Source organism: Amycolatopsis sp. WAC 01416 (genome assembly GCF_003947485.1).
Classification (GTDB): Bacteria; Actinomycetota; Actinomycetes; order Mycobacteriales; family Pseudonocardiaceae; genus Amycolatopsis.
This window is the reverse complement of record NZ_QHHX01000011.1, coordinates 1-17,738: the sequence shown is the minus strand read 5'-3', so window position 1 is coordinate 17,738 and position 17,738 is coordinate 1. Positions and strand designations below refer to the sequence as shown.

15 protein-coding genes and 2 pseudogenes are annotated in these 17,738 nt (G+C 67.6%); 8 read left to right on the top strand and 9 right to left on the bottom strand.

Translation table 11 applies throughout. The features are described from left to right. Positions 1–61: 61 nt before the first annotated feature. Positions 62–583, bottom strand: coding sequence for a CGNR zinc finger domain-containing protein (locus DL990_RS33090; protein WP_125801059.1), 522 nt, complete (start codon positions 581–583; stop codon positions 62–64). 110 nt (positions 584–693) lie between these two features. Between DL990_RS33090 and DL990_RS33085 the strand changes: the two genes are divergently transcribed. Then, on the top strand, positions 694–1,587 hold the full coding sequence (locus DL990_RS33085) for an alpha/beta fold hydrolase (RefSeq protein ID WP_125801058.1): 894 nt from the start codon (positions 694–696) through the stop codon (positions 1,585–1,587). Positions 1,588–1,614: 27 nt separating this feature from the next. Here DL990_RS33085 and DL990_RS41995 read toward each other — a convergent pair. Continuing rightward, positions 1,615–1,813: pseudogene (locus tag DL990_RS41995) on the bottom strand (DUF6480 family protein). A 413-nt stretch (positions 1,814–2,226) separates the two neighbouring features. Between DL990_RS41995 and DL990_RS33070 the strand changes: the two are divergent. Then, the gene (locus DL990_RS33070; RefSeq protein WP_125801057.1) at positions 2,227–2,613 is read left to right on the top strand and encodes a hypothetical protein; all 387 of its coding nucleotides are present in this window, start codon (positions 2,227–2,229) and stop codon (positions 2,611–2,613) included. A gap of 391 nt (positions 2,614–3,004) precedes the next feature. Here the strand turns inward: DL990_RS33070 and DL990_RS33065 are convergent, their stop codons facing one another. From DL990_RS33065 to DL990_RS33055, 3 genes are all read right to left on the bottom strand, one after another. Further along, positions 3,005–3,949 carry a universal stress protein gene (locus DL990_RS33065; RefSeq protein WP_125801056.1) on the bottom strand — a complete coding sequence of 315 codons (945 nt, stop codon included), beginning with the start codon at positions 3,947–3,949 and terminating at the stop codon, positions 3,005–3,007. Between the two features lie 91 nt (positions 3,950–4,040). Continuing rightward, complete coding sequence (locus tag DL990_RS33060; protein ID WP_125801247.1) at positions 4,041–5,135, bottom strand: M20 family metallopeptidase; 1,095 nt, start codon at positions 5,133–5,135, stop codon at positions 4,041–4,043. A 50-nt stretch (positions 5,136–5,185) separates the two neighbouring features. Beyond that, a complete protein-coding gene (locus DL990_RS33055; RefSeq protein ID WP_125801246.1) occupies positions 5,186–6,694 on the bottom strand; it encodes an AbgT family transporter in 1,509 nt (502 codons plus the stop codon). A 160-nt stretch (positions 6,695–6,854) separates the two neighbouring features. On the opposite strand from DL990_RS33055, the gene DL990_RS33050 reads away from it, so the two are divergent. Further along, positions 6,855–7,847, top strand: a complete 993-nt coding sequence (locus DL990_RS33050) for an Lrp/AsnC family transcriptional regulator (RefSeq protein WP_125801055.1) — start codon at positions 6,855–6,857, stop codon at positions 7,845–7,847. Between the two features lie 7 nt (positions 7,848–7,854). On the opposite strand, the gene DL990_RS33045 is transcribed toward DL990_RS33050, so the two are convergent. From DL990_RS33045 to DL990_RS33035, 3 genes are all read right to left on the bottom strand, one after another. After that, positions 7,855–8,886, bottom strand: coding sequence for a hypothetical protein (locus tag DL990_RS33045; RefSeq protein WP_125801054.1), 1,032 nt, complete (start codon positions 8,884–8,886; stop codon positions 7,855–7,857). A gap of 17 nt (positions 8,887–8,903) precedes the next feature. Next, positions 8,904–10,463, bottom strand: a complete 1,560-nt coding sequence (locus tag DL990_RS33040; protein ID WP_125801053.1) for a discoidin domain-containing protein — start codon at positions 10,461–10,463, stop codon at positions 8,904–8,906. Positions 10,464–10,552: 89 nt separating this feature from the next. Further along, a complete protein-coding gene (locus DL990_RS33035; RefSeq protein ID WP_125801052.1) occupies positions 10,553–12,121 on the bottom strand; it encodes a discoidin domain-containing protein in 1,569 nt (522 codons plus the stop codon). Between the two features lie 181 nt (positions 12,122–12,302). On the opposite strand from DL990_RS33035, the gene DL990_RS33030 reads away from it, so the two are divergent. From DL990_RS33030 to DL990_RS33020, 4 genes are all read left to right on the top strand, one after another. Continuing rightward, complete coding sequence (locus DL990_RS33030) at positions 12,303–13,841, top strand: CdaR family transcriptional regulator (protein ID WP_125801051.1); 1,539 nt, start codon at positions 12,303–12,305, stop codon at positions 13,839–13,841. Positions 13,842–13,950: 109 nt separating this feature from the next. Further along, positions 13,951–15,213 carry an FAD-binding oxidoreductase gene (locus tag DL990_RS33025; protein WP_125801050.1) on the top strand — a complete coding sequence of 421 codons (1,263 nt, stop codon included), beginning with the start codon at positions 13,951–13,953 and terminating at the stop codon, positions 15,211–15,213. Positions 15,214–15,219: 6 nt separating this feature from the next. Next, positions 15,220–15,396, top strand: coding sequence for a hypothetical protein (locus DL990_RS41580; protein WP_199746711.1), 177 nt, complete (start codon positions 15,220–15,222; stop codon positions 15,394–15,396). 90 nt (positions 15,397–15,486) lie between these two features. Continuing rightward, complete coding sequence (locus tag DL990_RS33020; RefSeq protein ID WP_125801049.1) at positions 15,487–15,930, top strand: GreA/GreB family elongation factor; 444 nt, start codon at positions 15,487–15,489, stop codon at positions 15,928–15,930. A 91-nt stretch (positions 15,931–16,021) separates the two neighbouring features. On the opposite strand, the pseudogene DL990_RS33015 reads toward DL990_RS33020, so the two are convergent. Beyond that, positions 16,022–16,768: pseudogene (locus DL990_RS33015) on the bottom strand (transposase family protein); the annotation flags it as partial. Positions 16,769–16,974: 206 nt separating this feature from the next. On the opposite strand from DL990_RS33015, the gene DL990_RS33010 reads away from it, so the two are divergent. After that, on the top strand, positions 16,975–17,738 hold a 764-nt coding region (locus DL990_RS33010; protein ID WP_125801048.1), incomplete at its 3' end, for a DUF222 domain-containing protein.

Below are 17,738 nucleotides of genomic sequence, written 5' to 3'. Positions count from 1 at the left end.
GTCCCTCAAGGAGGCCTTCACGGACCTTCGGCAGCCGACACGTCGCCTCTGCCTTTCCTCACTAAGTCGAACGTTCGCGGCGATAGTGACGAGCGGCTTTCGCCCGGTTGCCACAGGTTTCCATGGAGCACCACCGCCTGGTCCCGTTACGGGTCGTGTCGTCGAAGTACAGCGTGCACACCGGATACGCCGAACACCGCTTGATCCGTTCCGGGCGCGCGCGCAGCAGAGTCAAGTAGCCGTAGGCCGCGAGCCACGCGGGGCGCCAGGACGGCTCCCCGACCTCGATCACCTCTTCAGGGCCGCCCTGCCGCAGTTCCGGCCGCAATCGCCCTCGCTCCAGCACCGCGTTCAGGGCGCGTTCAGCGGGATCACCGGGCCTTTCGAGCAGCTCGCGCAGGACGGAACGCGTGTGACGTAACGGTTCCTCCGCGCCCGGCTGATCCGGAAGACCCCACTCGGCCAGCCAGACGCCGATCCCTCCGGGTTCGTCGAAGACGTCCTGCTGAACACCACGATCGGGCCACGTGGTGTTCAGCAGATCCAAGGCGATGGGCTCGCCGGACAGAGGACGTTGCAGCACACCGGCATCCTACCCTTCGTCGATCGCTTGACAGGTTAGGTTCTCGCATGCTTGTCTCTAACCGTTCTCAAGACTTTAGCCGGTTAGATCAAGTCTCAAGGAGTACCTCCATGTCCGAAGCCACCCGTCCTGCCAGATCCGGAGAGGTGTTCCACCACACCGCGACCGTCGACGGCCACAGCGTGTTCTACCGGGAAGCCGGCGACCCCACGGCGCCGACCGTCGTGCTGTTGCACGGTTTTCCCACGTCGTCGCACATGTTCCGCAAGCTGATCCCCGCACTGGCCGACCGCTACCACGTCATCGCCCCCGACCACATCGGGTTCGGCCACTCCGACGCCCCGCCCGTCGACCGGTTCGACTACTCGTTCGAGAACCTGACCGCGATCACGATCGGCCTCGTCGACGCACTCGGCTTGGACCGCTTCGCCCTTTACATCCAGGACTACGGGGCGCCCATCGGGCTCCGCATCGCGAGCCGGCAACCGGAGCGGGTCAGCGCGCTGCTGGTGCAATCCGGCAACGCCTACGTCGACGGCTTCACCCCGTTTTGGGATGTTCTGTTCGCGCACGCCAAGGACCGCGAAACCCACGAAGCGGCCGTACGCAAACTCCTGGAGCCCGCGGCGACCCGCTGGCAGTACACCCACGGCGTCCCCGCCGACCGGCTGAACCGGCTCACTCCCGACACCTGGACCCTCGACCAGGCCCTGCTCGACCGCCCCGGCAACAAGGAGGTGCAACTGCAGCTGTTCTGGGACTACCAGTTCAATCTCGACGTGTACCCGGCCGTCCAGCAGTACTTCCGCGAGCACCGCCCGCCGACGCTCATCACCTGGGGCGAGCACGACGAGATCTTCGGTGCCGACGGTGCCCGAGCCTTCCTCCGCGACCTGCCCGACGCCGAATTGCACCTTCTCGACGCCGGACACTTCGCCCTGGAGACACACGGCCCGGAAATCGCCACCCTCATCCGAGACTTCCTCGGCCGTACTTTGCACTGACCTCGATCTGGGCTACTCCGTGCCCGATCAGCCCAGCTTGAGGTCAGCCCAGCCCAGCGCGATGACGAAACCGGTCGCCAGCACGACGAGGACGCCGATGAGCACCAGTCAGGCGACAGGCATCGCTTTGGACGGCATGGGCTGCGGATGCGAGAGCGGATGTCTGAGCCGAGTCGGGCGGTGTGTCACCCGGCGACACACCGCCTCCCGGTTCGAGGTCGGGGATCTTCTCGTATCGGCGGAGTAGTACAGCAAGTACCGGCTCGGTGTCTTCACCACCGACGGCGCCTCGACCACCCCCTTTCTCCGAGGTTAGATCGGCACGCAGGAGTTCGACGCGCGGACCGGTCAGGGTCCGTCCGTCGGCGAGCAGTTCTGCGACCAGATCGCGGCCGGGGGCCGACCGCCGCGCCGTCGCTTTTGCAGAGCCCAGAACCCGCCGTCCGGACCGATTTTTGTCGACGCGACGACGCGACCGGCAGCCTCACCGGGTCGCTGTCACCGGGAAGCATGCACTTGATCATTCACCCGCTCCTGCTGAATTCATTCGCACGCCAACCGGTGACGCACAATGATACGCATATGCGTATCATACGCAGGACGCAGCTATTTTGGGCTGAGGTAACGCGAGGAGCGAGCATGATCAGAGTCAAGTGGATCCCCGGTCAGGCCGCGGACTTCGCCGGAGAGGTGCTGGTCAGCGTCACCGCGTTGACACTCGACGACTTTCGGAGCACGCCGGGCGCCTACCGGGCGGGGTACCTGCTCAGCCGCGCGTGGCCCCGGCTGCCCGGCGCGGTCGGCCAGTGGCTGTGGGCCGAACCGCTGCGCCGGCGGCTGGGCTCGGTCTCGGTGTGGCGTGACCATGAAGGTATGCGCGGTTTCGTCGGGCTGCCTGCCCACGTGGCGATCATGCGTAAGTACCGCGAACTCGGTACCACCCGCGCAACCACCTGGAGCACCGATGACGTCGATTCGCGAGTCATCTGGCAACGGGCGGACCGCTGGTTGAAAGACGCCGTTTGATTACGCTGGGCAGCCACCAGCTCAAGTCCTCGCCCGAGCTCGTCGACTGGCCGGTCATCGGCCTGACTTTGCCTTGAGGGGTAAAGCAAAGGTGGCGGGTTGCGAAAGCCACTTTCGCAACGTTCAACGTTGCGAAAGTGGCTTTCGCAACGTCGGGGGCAGGGGTTCGGTAGCGAAGAGGGGCTTCGCTGAACCCATGGTCGAGATGCGTCGCGAAAGCCACTTTCGCGACACCTGGGTGCCCACGGCCGCGAGCGAATCCCCGCGACCCCCACTCCCGCCACCGACTCGACCACATCTCTACGTCTCCGCCGTACGGAACGACCGATATCTCGTCGAGGACTACGCGGGCGAACTGGGGCTGCGCCACGGCCGCGTCAAAGCGTAAGACTTACCGGCCATCAGGATGACGTTCCTTGTGGTGACGGACCACGGCGACGGGGCAGGGTGCGTGGTGCACCACGGCACGGCTGACCGATCCCAGAAGAGCACGCCGTAGCGGGCCGCGTCCGTGACTGCCGACGACGAGCAGCGTGGCCCCCTCGGCCTGCTCTGAAAGCGCATGGGCGGGCCGGTCGATCGCGATCACCCGACGGACGGGCACGTCCGGATACCGGTCCCGGTAGCCTGCCAACGATTCGTCGAGCAGGGGCTTTCCGCGTTCCTGGATGATCTCCCTGTCGTGCTCGGTGGGGTTGACCGCCATCGCTTCGAGTGGCAGGTCGGACCAGACGTGCAAGGCCACCAGCACGCACTCGTGCCGGTCGGCGAAGTCATAGGCGAAACCGATGGCTTCGACGCTGGTCTCGGATCCATCGACGCCCACCACGACCTTTTTCTCTTCGTCCGCCGACGGTTCGTCGCTGTCGCGCACCACCACGATCGGCCGGTGGCAGTCGTGCAGGAGTTCGTTGGCCGTCGACCCGACCAGGAGCCTTGGCAGCGCGGTGAGCCCGGATGACCCGATGACCAGCAGCTCCGCGTTCGCCGCGGCGTCGGCCAGCGCATCGGGGGCGCGGCCGGACAGCAACCGGGTCGAGACGGCCAGATCCGGCCACGTCCGGCGGCATTCCTGCGCGACATCGCCGAGCAGCGTTTCCGCGTGGCGCCGCGCCGTTTCCTGACCGGCTTCGAGGAACCCCGGACGGGGCCACGCCCCGCCACCCGGCACCGCCTCGGCCATGGGCGGGAACCCGACGACATGGACGACGACCAGTCCGCGGCCGCGGGCGGCGGCCTCCCCCGCGGCCCAGCGCACGGCCTTCCGCGCTTGCTCGGAGCCGTCATAGCCGACGACGACGGCTCCCTTGTCCACTGTGGATTCCGGTGTTGACATCGCTGCTCCCGTAGTGGTCCCTGCTCGCGAACCCATCCGGGTACCCACTCCGGCCGCGACTCACACACGACGTGCGAATCGACCCGCGCGGTCAGGCCAGTGCCGTGATCAGGCCGATCGCCAGCGCCGTCCGTTCCGGGATGTGTGTCGCGAGGACGTGTTCGAAGCGCGCGTGAGCGCCGCCTCCGACGGCGCCGAGCCCGTCGAGCACCGGGCGGCCCAGCGCGGACACGAAGTTACCGTCGCTCGCACCGCCAACGGCGGTCTCGTCCAGGTCCCAGCCCGCTTCGGCGGCCACCTTCCGCGCGGCCGCGAACAGGGCCCGCGATGGGTCGTTCGGCGTCATCGGCGGACGATTCCACTCCCCTTCCACCGCGACGGTCACCCGAGGATCGGTGGCGGCCAGTCCGGCGAACACCTCGTCGATCCGGTCCATTTCGGACGGTTCGGCGACGCGGACGTCGACGCCGCAGACGGCGTTGCCCGCGGTGACGTTGCGACCGGTACCACCGGAAATGGTGCCGACGTTGACCGTGGTCCCGTGTTCGCGTGAGCCCGCGGAGGCAAGCCGTCCGACGACCTCGGCGAGGGCGTGGATCGCGCTCGCTCCCGCGTACGGGTCCAGGCCCGCATGAGCCTCGACGCCGGTGACGGTCACGTCGAACAAGCCGACCCCCTTGCGCGCGGTCTTCAGCTTGCCGTCCAGCGACGCCTCGAAGACGAGCGTGGCGAGCGCGCCTTCACTCGCCGCTTCGATGTACGGCCGCGAGTGGGGGCTGCCGATCTCCTCGTCACCGTTGAAGAGGAACTTCACCGACGGATGCGGAAGGCCGAGTTCGCGGAGGCCTCGCAGTGCCCAGACCGACTGCACCAGCCCGAGTTTCATATCGAACGCGCCTGGCCCGGTGATGCGGCCGTCCTCGTCGGCGTACGGCCATTCGGCGAGCGTCCCGGTCGGCCAGACCGTGTCGTAGTGGCTCAGGAGCAGCACCGTTCCCGGCGCCGTACCCGCATAGCTCAGTTCGAGCACGTCGCCGCGGACCAGGTCGGTGTGCCGGGCCTCGGTATCCGGTGCGCCGAGGCGGTCGAAGACCCAGGACCGGATGGTGTCGAGTCCTTTGTCCAGCATCGGCTTGTCGTAGCTGTGGGTCTCCAGCTCGACGATCGTCCGCAGATCGTCGAGCATGCCGGGCAGCGCCTGCCGGGACCAATCCGTGTGTGACACGAGAATCCTTTCTAGCGAATGGGGGCACCGGGGCCGAGCGGGATGCCGAACACCCAGAACACGAAGAACAGCAACGTCCACACCACCAGCAGAGAGAACGCGAGCGGGACGGTCATCGAGAAGAGCGTGCCGATACCGGCCGAACGGCGGTAGCGCTGCAAGAAGCCCAGCGCCATCACGAAGTACGGGCTCATCGGGGTGATCGCGTTAGTGCACGAATCCGCGATGCGGTACAGCGCCTGCGTGGTCTCCGGCGGGATGTCCAGCAACATCAGCATCGGTACGAACACCGGGCCGATCAGCGCCCATTGCGCGGAACCGCTGGTGACGATCAGGTTCACCAGGGTCACCACGACGAGGATGCCCAGCATGATGACCGGCCCGGAGACGCCGGAGGTTTTGAGCAGCCCGGCGCCGTTGATCGCGGTGATCTCCCCGATGCCGGTCCATTTGAAGTAGGCAAGGAACTGGGAGATGGCGAAGAACAGCACCAGGATCGGCGCCATCTCGCGGAATCCGTGGGCCATGAACCCCGGGATGTCGCGGCTGCTGGTCACCGTCCCGGCGACCTTGCCATAGGCCCAGCCCGCCGCCAGGAAGCCGAGCGCGAGGAAGATCGAGATGGAGGTCAGCAGCGGCGACTCGATGATGCTCCCGCCCTTGCCGCGTAACGGCGACGACGCGGGCAGCACCGCCAGCACCAAGGCGACCACGAAGACCGCCAACGCGATGAGCGCGGCGAGCAGGCCCCGCCGCTCCTCACGGCTGAGCTTGAGTGAGCCGAGATCGTCTTCCTCCGCGTCGTCGTCGACGGGCATCGCCTCGGCGCGTCGCGCGAGGACCTTCTCGGTCACGAGCGTGATCACCGCGGCCAGCACGACCGACGAGGCGAGCGAGAAGAAGTAGTTGGCCAGCGGGGTGACCGAGTAAGCCGGATCGATCGTCTGCGCCGCCGCCGTGGTCAGCCCGGAAAGGATGGCGTCGGTCGGCGTGATCAGCGGACTCGCGTCGTAACCGGCGGAGATGGACACGAACGCGACCACGATGCCCAGGATCGGGCTGCGCCCCACCGCACGGAAAGCCAAGGCTCCCAACGGAATCAGCACCACGTAGGCCGCGTCGGAGGCGACGTGGGACACCATTCCGGTGAACGCCAGCGCGAAGGTCACCCACCGCGGCGACACCTTCGAAACACCGGACCGGAGCACGGCCGCGAGCAGACCGGACCGCTCCGCGACCGCCACGCCGAGCATCACCACGAGGATCGTGCCCAGCGGCGGGAACGACGTGTAGCTCTTGACCGCGTCGGTCACCATCATCCGCACGCCGTCGGCGGACAACAGGTTCTTCGCCTCGACGGTCTTGCCCGTCGCAGGGTTCACCGCCGACACTCCGGCCGCGCTGAGCCCCCAGCTGGCGAGCGCCAGCACTCCGCTCAGGAGGACGAACAGCCAGAACGGATGCGGCAGCTTGTTGCCGAGCAGGTCGACCCCGTCGAGCGCGCGCAGCAGGAGGTTCATCGGACGTGAGGTGGTTCTGGCCTGGCTGGAACTCACCGGCGCGGCTCCTTTCGCGATCGGAGGCCCATTACAAACTCAAGCGACCGAATAGTGCAACCCTGAATGCGATACCGCTCGGATCAGTCACATGAGCGCACTCAGTGACTGATACATTCACCTCATGCTGACCGAACCCGACCTCGATCTGATCGCGGCGCTTCAGGTCGCCCCACGCGCGTCGGTCGCCGCGCTCGCCGAGGCGCTCGACGTTTCGGCCAGCACGGTGGGGCGACGGCTGACCCGCCTCGAGGAACAGCGGATCCTCCGGGTGATCGGCCAGGTCGAGTGGAGGGCGAGGGCTCGCGGGAACCCGCGGCACGTCTGGGTCACGACCGAACCGGGCGCGTCCGGTTCGGCGGCGAAGGCGCTCGCACGGTTTCCCGAGGTCCAGCTCGCGGCGGAGACGGCGGGCCGTTCGGACGTCTACCTGGCCGTGCACGTCCCGGACCGGGCTCAGGCGCGCGAACTGCTCGCCGAGCGCATCCCCGGGGTCGCCGGTGTGGCCGGGACGCATTCGGAGCTGGTGCTACGGGCGCTGACCAGGGCCGACTCCTGGCGGTTGCACCGGCTGAGCGAAGAACAGCAGGAGATCCTCGCCCGCGAACAGGTGGTGCCAGGCACGCCGGACGGATTCGACGCCGACGAAGTGGGCCCGGACGAGCGGCGGCTCATCGGGCTGCTGGCCGGGAACGGCCGGATCACCGCGGCCGAAGCAGGCCGGATCCTCGACCTCAGCCAGTCCACCGCCTACCGGCTGATCCAGTCGACGCTGCGGCGCGGCATCGTCCGGCCGCGGGTCGAGGTCGAACCAGCACAGCTCGGCTACGAACTGGAAGCGGTCATCGCGCTGACCATCACCCCGGGCGCCATCCAGGCCGTGGCCGCGGAACTGGCGCGGCATCCGTCGGCGCGGTACGTGTCGATCGTCGCCGGCACCGCTTCGGTCATCCACCAGGGAGTATTCCGCAACGAGGACGAGATGGCCGACTTCCTCACCCGCGACCTCGCGCCCTTACCCGGGATCACCGCACTGCAGGTTTCGGTGGTGCTGCGCATGCTGCGCCGGTACTGGCTGTATCGGGAAGATGGCAGATTCGCCCCGGACAGCGACTGAACCCGGCTCAGCGAGCAGCCGTGGTGACCGACGGCGACGAGGCAAAGGGGACCAGCAGGCGAGCCGCGCCGCCGCCGTCGGCGGGCACGGACCAGATGTCGCTTTCCTTCCCGTTCTCGCGCGGCAGGCCGTAGGCGATCGTGTCGTTGTCGAGCCAGACCACCTGATCGTCCACACTGCGCGTTTCCGCGAGCGGGGTCTCCCGCATCGTGGCCAGGTCCAGCACGTGTTCCCGCCATGGCCGGACGTCGCCGTCCGCCACCCGCTTCTTGAACGCGAGCTTCGTGCCGTCCGGCGACAGCGACGGGCATTCCGCGTTCTCCCGCAGCGTGCGCGCGTTCCAGGCCTCGTTGTCGCCCTGCACCAGGTAGGCCCGCCCGCCGGTGGCGACCGTGGCGTAGAACGTCCGCTGGTCGGCGGCGAACGTGACGCCCCAGTAGTTGACGTCCTCGCCGCGGTGGACCGCGTCGCCGATCCGCAGCGGGATGCCCTCGATATTGCTCGAAAGCTCGTTCCGTTCGCGATCCATGATGGCCGTACGTGTCGAGAAGGTGCCGGGCGTCGAGTACGAGTCACCGGTGACGAAGGTGGTCCAGCTCCCCATCCGGCCGGCGGGCGAGAGCTTCGCGCGGTTGGGGATGCCGGGGACGTCGACCCGCTTGACCTCGCCGAGCGCGGCGTCGACGAACCTGGCGACCGCGCCGGGCATGGGCGTGGGTTCCTTCGCCAGGCACAGGCCGCCGTCCGCCGCGGTGTAGAACCGTTCGCAACTCAGCGAACTGACCCGACGCGGACCCCCGGGATCGGAGACGGGGACCGAGGCGACGTTCCCGTAGCCGGGCCCCGCCGCGCCGTTGCGGAACAGCAGCCGCCCCGTCTCCCCCAGTACGACCGGCCGTGCGGAATCCACCGCGACCGTCGCGTCGGCCGTCCGCCGTTCAGGGCTGTTCGCCTTGGCCTGCACGACGTACACCACCGAGGCGGCGGCGAGGGCGGCGACACCCGCCAGCGCCACGACGAACTTCATCGGGAGCTTCACCCGGTCTCCTTTCCCCGTCACCGGCAGCGGAACGGGCCCGCCTTGTCGAGCAGTTCCCCGTTGGTGCCGATGATCTCCCAGGAATAGGTCTTTCCTTTGAGTACCAGCTTCATCACTCCGTGCTTGCCCAGGATCTTCTCGACGCCTTCACGGGCCTTGTAATCGAGGTAAAGACTGTCGCCGCCGATGCCGGCGATGACCGAGCGCACGCCGTTGGCCTCGTCGACGTGCCCGTTCACATCCAGCGGCTTGGTCCGCTCGTAATGGTGATCGTGCCCGGCGAACACGACATCCGCCTTTGCCATGGCCAGCTCGTTCCACAGTGGCGCGATGCTCTTCGCGTCTCCGGAATTCCCCGAATTGAAGCGCGGATGGTGCCAATACCCGGCGATGCAGGACTTCTTGGTCTTCGCGAGGTCCTTGCGCAGCCACGCCACCTGCTCGGCGCCACCGCCGTTGTACACCGGGTCCGAATCGAGCGCGACGAAATGGAAGGCTCCGACGTCGAAACTGTAGTACGGCTTTCCCTTGGGTGTCGCGATCTTGCCGAAGTACTGTTTGTACCCCGCCAGCTCGTTGTTCCACTCGTGGTTGCCCGGCGTGGGTTTGGTGATCCTCTTGAACTTTCCCCACGTCTTGTCGTAGTAATTCCGGAACTCTTCGATGGTGCCGTCGACGTATTGGTTGTCGCCGACCGTCAGCACGTATCGGGGCTTGATCCTGCTCACCAGCTCCGCCGTCCGCTGATGCTCGGACGGCAGCTCCGGCTTGGCGATGTCGCCGGCGAGCGCGATGACGATGCCCTCGGACGCCGACGGCCGAGTGGCCGCCTTCACCGGCACGGTCGCCCCGGACAGGTTCCCGGCCTCGTCCCGTGCCCGCACCGCGTACTGGAAGTCGAAGCCCGACGCCAGCGACGTGTCGGTGTAGGACGTCGTCGCGGTCCGGCCGATGACGTTGCCGTTGCGCAGGACTTCGTACTCCGTGACCCCTACGTTGTCTGCGGACGCGGTCCAGCCGAGCGTGATGCTCTCGGTGGTGGACGACGCCTGCCGGAGCCCGGTCGGCACCGACGGCGGCTGAATGTCGCCGTCGCCCGTCCGGACGCCGTAGACCTCCAGCTCCCACAGCGAGTATCCGTAAACGGTCGCCCGTGCCGTGCCGAAGATCCGGATGTGCCGCGCGGAGGTGTTCAGGCCGGTGAACTCGTCGAGGCCGCCGTCGCTGCCCACGACGGTTTTCACGTCCCGCCAGTTCTGGCCGTCGTCGGACGCCTGGACCTGGTAATCCTTCGCGTGGGCCGATTCCCAGAAGACCTTGATCCGGCTGATGTCCGCGGGGCCGCCGAGGTCGACCGCGATCCACTGTCGATCCCCCTCCAGACTCGCCCAGCGGGTCGTCGAATCACCGTCGACGGCGAGAGCACCACTGAAGCTCTCGTTTTCGACGGTGGAGGTCGTGGTCCGTTTGTTGACCGACAGCAGGGATTCCACCGGTCCGGCCGTGGCGCTGGAAGCGGTCACGGGTTGAGCGAGCAGGACGATCGCCGCGATCGCGGCGGTGCCCGGCTTCACCATTCGATTCACCTGTACTCCTGGATGGACCTACGTCTTCGTGGACAAACACACCCGGGTCCGGCGCCGCGTACGGCACCGGACCCCGGCCGTCAGCGGCAGGTGTACGGACCCGCCTTGTCGAGCACATTCCCGTTCGTGTCGTAGATCTCCCAGGAGTAGGACTTCCCGTTCAGCACCAGCTTCATCACGCCGTGCTTGGCGAAGATTTTTTCCACCCCTTCACGCGCCTTGTAGTCGGTGTAGAGGTAGTCGCCGCCGATACCGGCGATGACCGACCGCACGCCATTGGCCTCGTCGACGTGCCCGTTCACATCCAGCGGCTTGGTCCGCTCGTAGTGATGGTCGTGCCCGGCGAACACCACGTCCGCCTTCGCACTGGCCAGCTCGTTCCACAGGGGCGCCATCTGCTTCTTGTCACCGTAATTCCCCGAGTTGAAACGCGGGTGATGCCAGTACCCGATGACGCACGACTTCGTGTTCTTCGCCAGGTCGTTGCGCAGCCACGTCACCTGCTCGGAACCGCCCCCGCTGTAGATGGGATTCGAGTCCATCGCGACGAAATGGAAGTCACCGATGTCGTAGCTGTAGTACGGCAGGCCCTGCGGGTACCCGATCGCGCCGAAGTACTCCTTGTACCCCTTGAGACTGTCTTCCCACTCGTGGTTGCCCGTCGTGGGCTTGGTGATGCTCTTGAACCTGCCCCACGTCTTGTCGTAGTGCGCGCGGTACTCGGAAATGGTGCCCTTGTGGTACTGGTTGTCGCCAACGGTCAGCACGTACTGCGGGTTCATCTTCGCGACCTGGTTCGCGGTCGCCTGATGCGTCGAGAAGAGCTCCGGGTTGGCGATGTCTCCCGCGAGCGCGATGGTGATGGGCCCGGTGCCGCCGGGTTTGGTCGCCGCCCTGATCGCCGCACTCGCCGCGGAGACGTTGCCCGCCGCGTCCCGTGCCCGCACGGAGTAGCCGAATTCCGCTCCGGACGCCAGCCCGCTGTCGGTGTAGGTGGTCGTCGCCGTGGTCCCGACGACGTTCCCATCGCGGAGCACCTCGTACTCGGTCACCCCGACGTTGTCGGTGGACGCTGTCCAGCCGAGGGTGACGCTGTCGGTGGTGGTGGCCGTCGCGCCGAGGCCGGTCGGCGCCGTCGGTGCCTGCGTGTCGCCGCCGCCGACGCGGTCGCCGTAGATTTCGAGTTCCCACAACGAATAGCCGTAGGTCGTGCCGCGAGCAGTCCCGTGGACGCGGATGTGACGCGCGGAGGCGTTGAGGCCGAGGTGTTCGTCGATGGCGCCGTCACCGCCGACGATCGACTTGATGTCCGTCCAGGTCTTGCCGTCGGCCGAGCCCTGGATCTTGTAGGTCTTGGCGTACGCGGCTTCCCAGTTCAGTTTGACCTTGGTGATGGTCGCGGTACCGCCGAGGTCGACGGCGATCCATTGCGGATCCACCATCTCCTCGCTCGCCCACCGGGTCGTGGCGTTGCCGTCGACGGCGTTGCCGCCGGCGAAGTCAGGGCCCTCGACCGACGATGTCGTGGTCGGTTTGCCCGCGGACAGCAGGGATTCCGCCTGCGCGGCGGTACCGGAAGAGATCAGCGTCTGCCCCAGCAGGACCATGGTCGCCACCGCGACACCGGCCAGGGGTGTTCTCCGTTTCATGCGAACTCCTCGACGTTGCGGAGTCGGCGAGTACCGGCGGTGGGCGGCGTCGTGTCGGCCGGAGTCGTCCTGACATTAGTTAAGTAAGTTTCCTAACGATCGCAGTGTAAAAGGTTCTTAAACTCACAGTCAACGGGTGAGCGCCCGGTGGCCGGCACCATTTGGTGGCAAGGTCGCGGTCATGGTGACACTGGATCGGCTCGTGAACGTCCTCGGTGGATACGGGGCGCGGTTGTGGTGCTGCCCGGTATCGCGCGAGGCGGCCTTGCGCGACGTGGTGATGCACGATGCCGCCGACCCCCGCGACCTGCGCGGGGACGTGTACCTCGCCGTCGGCACGGCCTCCGTCACGACGGCCGTGGACCTCGCCGCCGCGGCACAGGCGTCGGTCGTCCTGGTCCGCGGATCGGCGCCGCCGGACCCGGAGGCGGCCGAGCGGGCAGAGCGCGGCGGTGTCGCGGTGCTGCTGGTGGAGCCGGACGTGTCCTGGGGCCAGCTCGCCGGCGTGGTCTACGGGCTGGTGCTGGAAGGTCGCGAGACCGAGTCCGGCCGCGGGCCGACCGACCTGTTCGCGCTGGCCGACAGCCTCGCCGACGCGCTCGGCAGCGCGGTGACCATCGAAGACCGGCTCTCCCGGGTCTTGGCCTACTCCAGCCGCCAGCACCAGGCCGACCGGGCGCGGCTGGAGACGATCCTGGGAAGGAAGGTCCCGGAACCGGTCCGCGAACTGTTCGAGCGGCGCGGCGTGTTCCGGCATCTCGCCGAGTCCGACGAGCCACTGTTCGTCGAAGCCGATCCCGAGCACGGGCTGACCGGGCGCATGGTCGTCGCGGTCCGCGCGGGCCGGGAGGCGCTGGGCTCGATCTGGGTGGAATGCGACCGGCCGCTGATCGAAACCCGGCGTGCGGTCCTGCGGGACAGCTCGCGCACGGTCGGCCTGCATCTGCTGCGCTCCCGGGCGAGCGCGGACCTGGAACGGCAGGTCGAGTCCGATCTGGTGATCCGGCTGGTGGAGGGCACGCCGGACGCGGCAGCCGTGCTCAGCAGGCTCGGCCTGCCGCCCGGCCGATTCCGCGTGATCGCACTCCAGGCCCACATCGGCGACGAACGCCACGCCGCGCTCCTGCTCGCGTTCGAGCGGGCGACCACCGGTTTCGGCTGGTCACGGCCTGGGCGCAGCACTTTGTTCAGCAACACCGTCTACACGCTCCTGCCAGGGGACGACGTCGAGGCGGCCAGAGCGTGGGTCGGTTCGATCCGCGAGGCACTGCCCCGCCAGGTGACGATGCTGGCCGGGATCGGAGCCGGTGCGACGTCCGTGGAACTGCCTGCGAGCAGGCGGGAAGCCGACGAATGTCTCGCCTTGCACGACGTCCGGCCCGGCACGAAGTCCGCGATCGCCTACGACGAGGCCTGGGACGACATCCTGGTGCAACGGCTGCGAGCCGCCGCCGCGTCCGGCCGTGCACCGGCCCGCGGCCCGATCACCGAGTTGCGACGGCACGACAGCGCGAACGCCACCAATTACGTCGCGACGCTGCGCGCCTGGCTCGAGGCGCAGGGAGACCTCGCCGAAGCCGCCGAGCGGCTCGACGTGCACCCCAACACGATCCGCTACCGGCTGCGGAAGATGGCCGAGGTGACCGAACTCCGGCTCGACCAGCCCGCGAAACGGCTGGCGATGATCATCGAGCTGGCCGTGTCCGAACCTGGCACTTGACCGTTCCGGCCAAAGCCGCCCGCCCTGTTTGTCGGATCCGGACAATCGCCGCGTTCCGTTTCCGAGCCATCCTGACCGCGACAGCACCACTCGTGCAGCGGAGGAATTCATGGGCGATCTCGACCGGATCGACGGCGTCCCGCGTTCGGCGATCGTGATCGGCGCCGGCGTGGTCGGCCTGTCGACCGCGTGGTTCCTGCAGGAACGCGGCGTCGGCGTCACGGTGCTGGACCGCGAAGGAATCGCGGCGGGCGCGTCGTGGGGCAACGCCGGCTGGCTCTCCCCCGGGCTCTCGATCCCCCTCAACGAACCCGGCGTCCTGCGCTACGGGCTGCGGACGCTGCTCGACCGGCAAGCACCACTGCACGTTCCGCCGTCCCCCGATCCTCGGCTTTGGTCGTTCCTCGCCCGCTTCGCCGCGAACTGCACCGGGCGCTCGTGGACTCGCGCTGTCGAGGCGAACTCACCACTGAACGAGGAATGCCTCGAGGCCTTCGACGTCCTCACCGCGAACGGGGTGGACGCGCCGACCATCGAAGCGCCGATCACCGCGGCGTTCGAGACCGCCGACCAGGCCGCGGGGCTGATCACCGAACTGCGGCACATCGGCGAGACCGGACAGGACATCTCCTACACCCGGCTCACCGCGGCCGACCTCGCCGAGCGATTCCCCCAGGCCACGGCGAGGCTCGGCGCCGGTGTCCGGATCGACGGGCAGCGCTACGTGGACCCGGGCCGATTCGTCGAGTCGCTGGCACGAGCGGTGGTCGGCAGGGGTGGCACGATCCGTCACCGGTTCGAAGTCGCGTCCCTGCGCGCGCACCGCCACGCGCTGAGCGTGCGCTCCAAGACGGGCCAGACGGTGAACGCCAACGCGGTCGTGCTGGCGACCGGGGCCTGGCTGGGTGACCTGGGGCGGAAGTGGGGAGTCAAGGTCCCCGTGCGCGCCGGACGCGGCTACTCCTTCACCGTGCCGACCGACCGTCCCGTGCCCGGGCCGCTTTACCTGCCCGACATCCGCGTGGCGTGCACGCCATACCGGGGCGGCCTCCGCGTGGCCGGGACGATGGAGTTCCGGAAACCGGACGCACCACTGGATCCCGCCCGGATCGACGCGATCATCGCCTCGGCGCGACCGTTCCTCACCGGCCTGGACTGGGACCGGCGCACCGACGAATGGGTCGGCTCCCGCCCGGTCACCACTGACGGGCGGCACGTGATCGGCGCGACGAGCACACCCGGCCTCTACGTCGCGGGCGGGCACGGGATGTGGGGACTGACCCACGGCCCGATCACCGGACGCCTCCTGGCCGAGCACATCACCACCGGGAAGCAGCCCGAGGCCCTGCGTCCCTTCGATCCCCTTCGCTGATTTCGGATGACGATGCTTCCAGACAACGAAACCCCACCTCCCGAACAGTCCGAAGTGGACAGGCTCCGCGCCGAGAACACCCTGCTGCGCACCGAGAAGGACCTTCTACTGAAGGCCGCGATCGGGTTCGCCACCGACGCGGGAGCCTTCCAGCGGCGGCACGACAAGCCAGAGACCCGCTGACCGACGCGGGACTCACCGAAGGTCTGTGGGGGCCGGGTCCTTTCCACGCCCGGCCCCCACAGACGTAACGATCGAAAGGCGATCATCCTCATGACCATCGTCTCGTCAGGCCCATGGCTCACCCCGGAAGCGCACGCACGCCTGGTGCGCGAGCTCGCGACGTTGCGGCGCCCCGGCACCGACGACGAGATCGAACACCTCCTCCACCGGCAGGCACGGATCCGGCAGATCGAGGACATGCTGCGCGGCGCCGTCGTCGGACAAGACCCTCCCGACGACGGCGTCGCCGAGCCCGGCATGGTGCTCACAGTCGAGTACGACGACGGCGACACCGAAACCTTCCTGCTCGGCACTCGCGACGAGGCAGGACACGGCGCTCTCGAGGTCTACTCCCCCGATTCCCCGCTCGGCCGCGCACTGCACGGCGCGAAACCGGGCGACCGGCGGGAGTATCGCGTACCCAGCGGCGGGGCCGTGGGCGTCACGCTTCTCGACGCCAAGCCTTACAGCCGCCATCGGGAGGGCGCTCACTGACGGTTCGGCGCCGAGGCCAGCAGGGGCTCGCGGTTCCTACTTGCCTTCGAGTAATCGCTGTTTCGCTGAGCCTTTTTCTTCCTTGGTGTTCGAGGGTGAGGATGGCTTTGGCGAGGATGGTGACGCGGTCGGTGCTACAGCGGGCACGGTGGAGGATGGCCCAGTTTTTGAGGGTGGCGAAGCCGCGTTCGCCGCGGCAGCGGATGCGGGAGTGTTCGGTGTTGGCGTCGAGGTAGTGCTGGGGTAGGTGTTTGCGTCCTTTGTAGGGGGTGAGCACGTCCTCGGTGATGTGGTGATGGCCGGCGGCGGCCAGCAGCCGGATGTCGGCCTGGGCGGCGAGGTCGGGAATTGCGTGGTGGCGGGCGGCGGCGGTGTCGTTGATGGCGCCGGGTAGCCCTTCTGAGATCCACGGCAGCCGCCCGTAGGGATCGGTTAAGCCTTGCAGGTTGATGCCGTGGTAGCGGTGTTTGCCGGAGTAGTAGGGCTTGTTCGCGGCGAGCCGGTCGATCCGGATCACCGTGCCGTCGAGGATGCCGTAGTTGTTGTGACTCCACGCGAGTTGCCATAACGCACTGGTCAGCGTGGGTGCAGAGGCAGCGAGCAGTTCGGTGGTTTCGCGGACATACCGGAACGCGGTGGCCACGCCGATACCGAACCCTGCCGCGAGCCGGGCGTAGGTGTCACCGTTGCGCAGCTGCGCCAGCACCAGCAACGCCTGCTGATGCGGGTTCAGCCGCCGCCAAGGCGATCCGATCCGCTTCAGGTGATCACGGATTACCTTGACGACATACCGCAGCGTGGTGGTGGACAAGTCGATCGCCGAGGGATAGAACAGCACGCGAAGCTCCTGGTGGCTCCTGGGTTGATCTTGGTCGACGATCCATCTACCGGGAGCTTCGCCACGTTCACAGCCCCAACACACCCACCCCACTACCAGGATGAAAAAGGCTCGCTACATAATCACCCTTCAGTGTTGTTCGTTCGATTTCATTGTTGCTTAAAATTACGAACGCCTGTTCGATTGTTTTGCGGTATTCTTGAGGGGTGTCCGAGACCTTCCTTCCCGAATTGCCGCAAGAACTGTGGCGCGCCAGCAAGCTGGAGCTTGCCCACGGCGTGCAACAGTCGTTGCAGGTGATCAGGATGGCCACCGCCGGACTGGGGCGGTATTTGGCGGAGATCGAGTCTCGTGGCGTCAAAGACCTGTACGGGTATGGCCGCACGGCCAACTGGTTCGCCGATATAGCGGGATTGTCGGTCGGCGAGGCGCGTGCGGTGGTGAACCGGGCCATCGCCCTGAACCCCACCCGGGCGTTGGACGGCACCGAAGTTCCTGCTGTCGCGCCCGCCACCGCCGCTGTCGCCGCCGAGGGGCTGGTCGGGGACGAGCGGCTCGACCAGATCCTGGAGATCTTGAAAAAGCTCCCCGCCGATACCTCTGCTGAGGATCGGGCGAGCGCGGAGAAGATCCTCGCCAACCTCGCCCGCGACGCCGGACCCCGCCAGCTCGTCGACGCCGAGCAGAACCTCCTCGCCTGGCTCGACCCCGACGGTAACGAACCAAAAGACCCCGAACCTACTGAGCCGCGCCGGGAAATCACCTTGGAACGCCGCAAAGACGGTTACTGGAAACTGACCGGCTTGCTCGATGACGAGACCGGTGCCCGCACAGCGGCGGCGCTGGAGGCGTATGCGGCGCCGCGGCCGGTGGGCGAGTTCGGTCAAGCCGACCTGCGGATGAAATGCGAACGCATGGGAGACGCCTGGGTCGACATCCTCGACCTTGCGATCGCCTGTCCGGACCAGCC

What these genes read in the sequence shown, in the direction of transcription:
- DL990_RS33085 (WP_125801058.1), top strand. Translation starts at nt 694, where the DNA reads ATGTCCGAAGCCACCCGTCCTGCCAGATCCGGAGAGGTGTTCCACCAC.
- DL990_RS33070 (WP_125801057.1), top strand. Translation starts at nt 2,227, where the DNA reads ATGATCAGAGTCAAGTGGATCCCCGGTCAGGCCGCGGACTTCGCCGGA.
- DL990_RS33065 (WP_125801056.1), bottom strand. Translation starts at nt 3,949, where the DNA reads ATGTCAACACCGGAATCCACAGTGGACAAGGGAGCCGTCGTCGTCGGC.
- DL990_RS33060 (WP_125801247.1), bottom strand. Translation starts at nt 5,135, where the DNA reads ATGCTCGACGATCTGCGGACGATCGTCGAGCTGGAGACCCACAGCTAC.
- DL990_RS33055 (WP_125801246.1), bottom strand. Translation starts at nt 6,694, where the DNA reads ATGAACCTCCTGCTGCGCGCGCTCGACGGGGTCGACCTGCTCGGCAAC.
- DL990_RS33050 (WP_125801055.1), top strand. Translation starts at nt 6,855, where the DNA reads ATGCTGACCGAACCCGACCTCGATCTGATCGCGGCGCTTCAGGTCGCC.
- DL990_RS33040 (WP_125801053.1), bottom strand. Translation starts at nt 10,463, where the DNA reads ATGGTGAAGCCGGGCACCGCCGCGATCGCGGCGATCGTCCTGCTCGCT.
- DL990_RS33035 (WP_125801052.1), bottom strand. Translation starts at nt 12,121, where the DNA reads ATGAAACGGAGAACACCCCTGGCCGGTGTCGCGGTGGCGACCATGGTC.
- DL990_RS33030 (WP_125801051.1), top strand. Translation starts at nt 12,303, where the DNA reads ATGGTGACACTGGATCGGCTCGTGAACGTCCTCGGTGGATACGGGGCG.
- DL990_RS33025 (WP_125801050.1), top strand. Translation starts at nt 13,951, where the DNA reads ATGGGCGATCTCGACCGGATCGACGGCGTCCCGCGTTCGGCGATCGTG.
- DL990_RS41580 (WP_199746711.1), top strand. Translation starts at nt 15,220, where the DNA reads ATGACGATGCTTCCAGACAACGAAACCCCACCTCCCGAACAGTCCGAA.
- DL990_RS33020 (WP_125801049.1), top strand. Translation starts at nt 15,487, where the DNA reads ATGACCATCGTCTCGTCAGGCCCATGGCTCACCCCGGAAGCGCACGCA.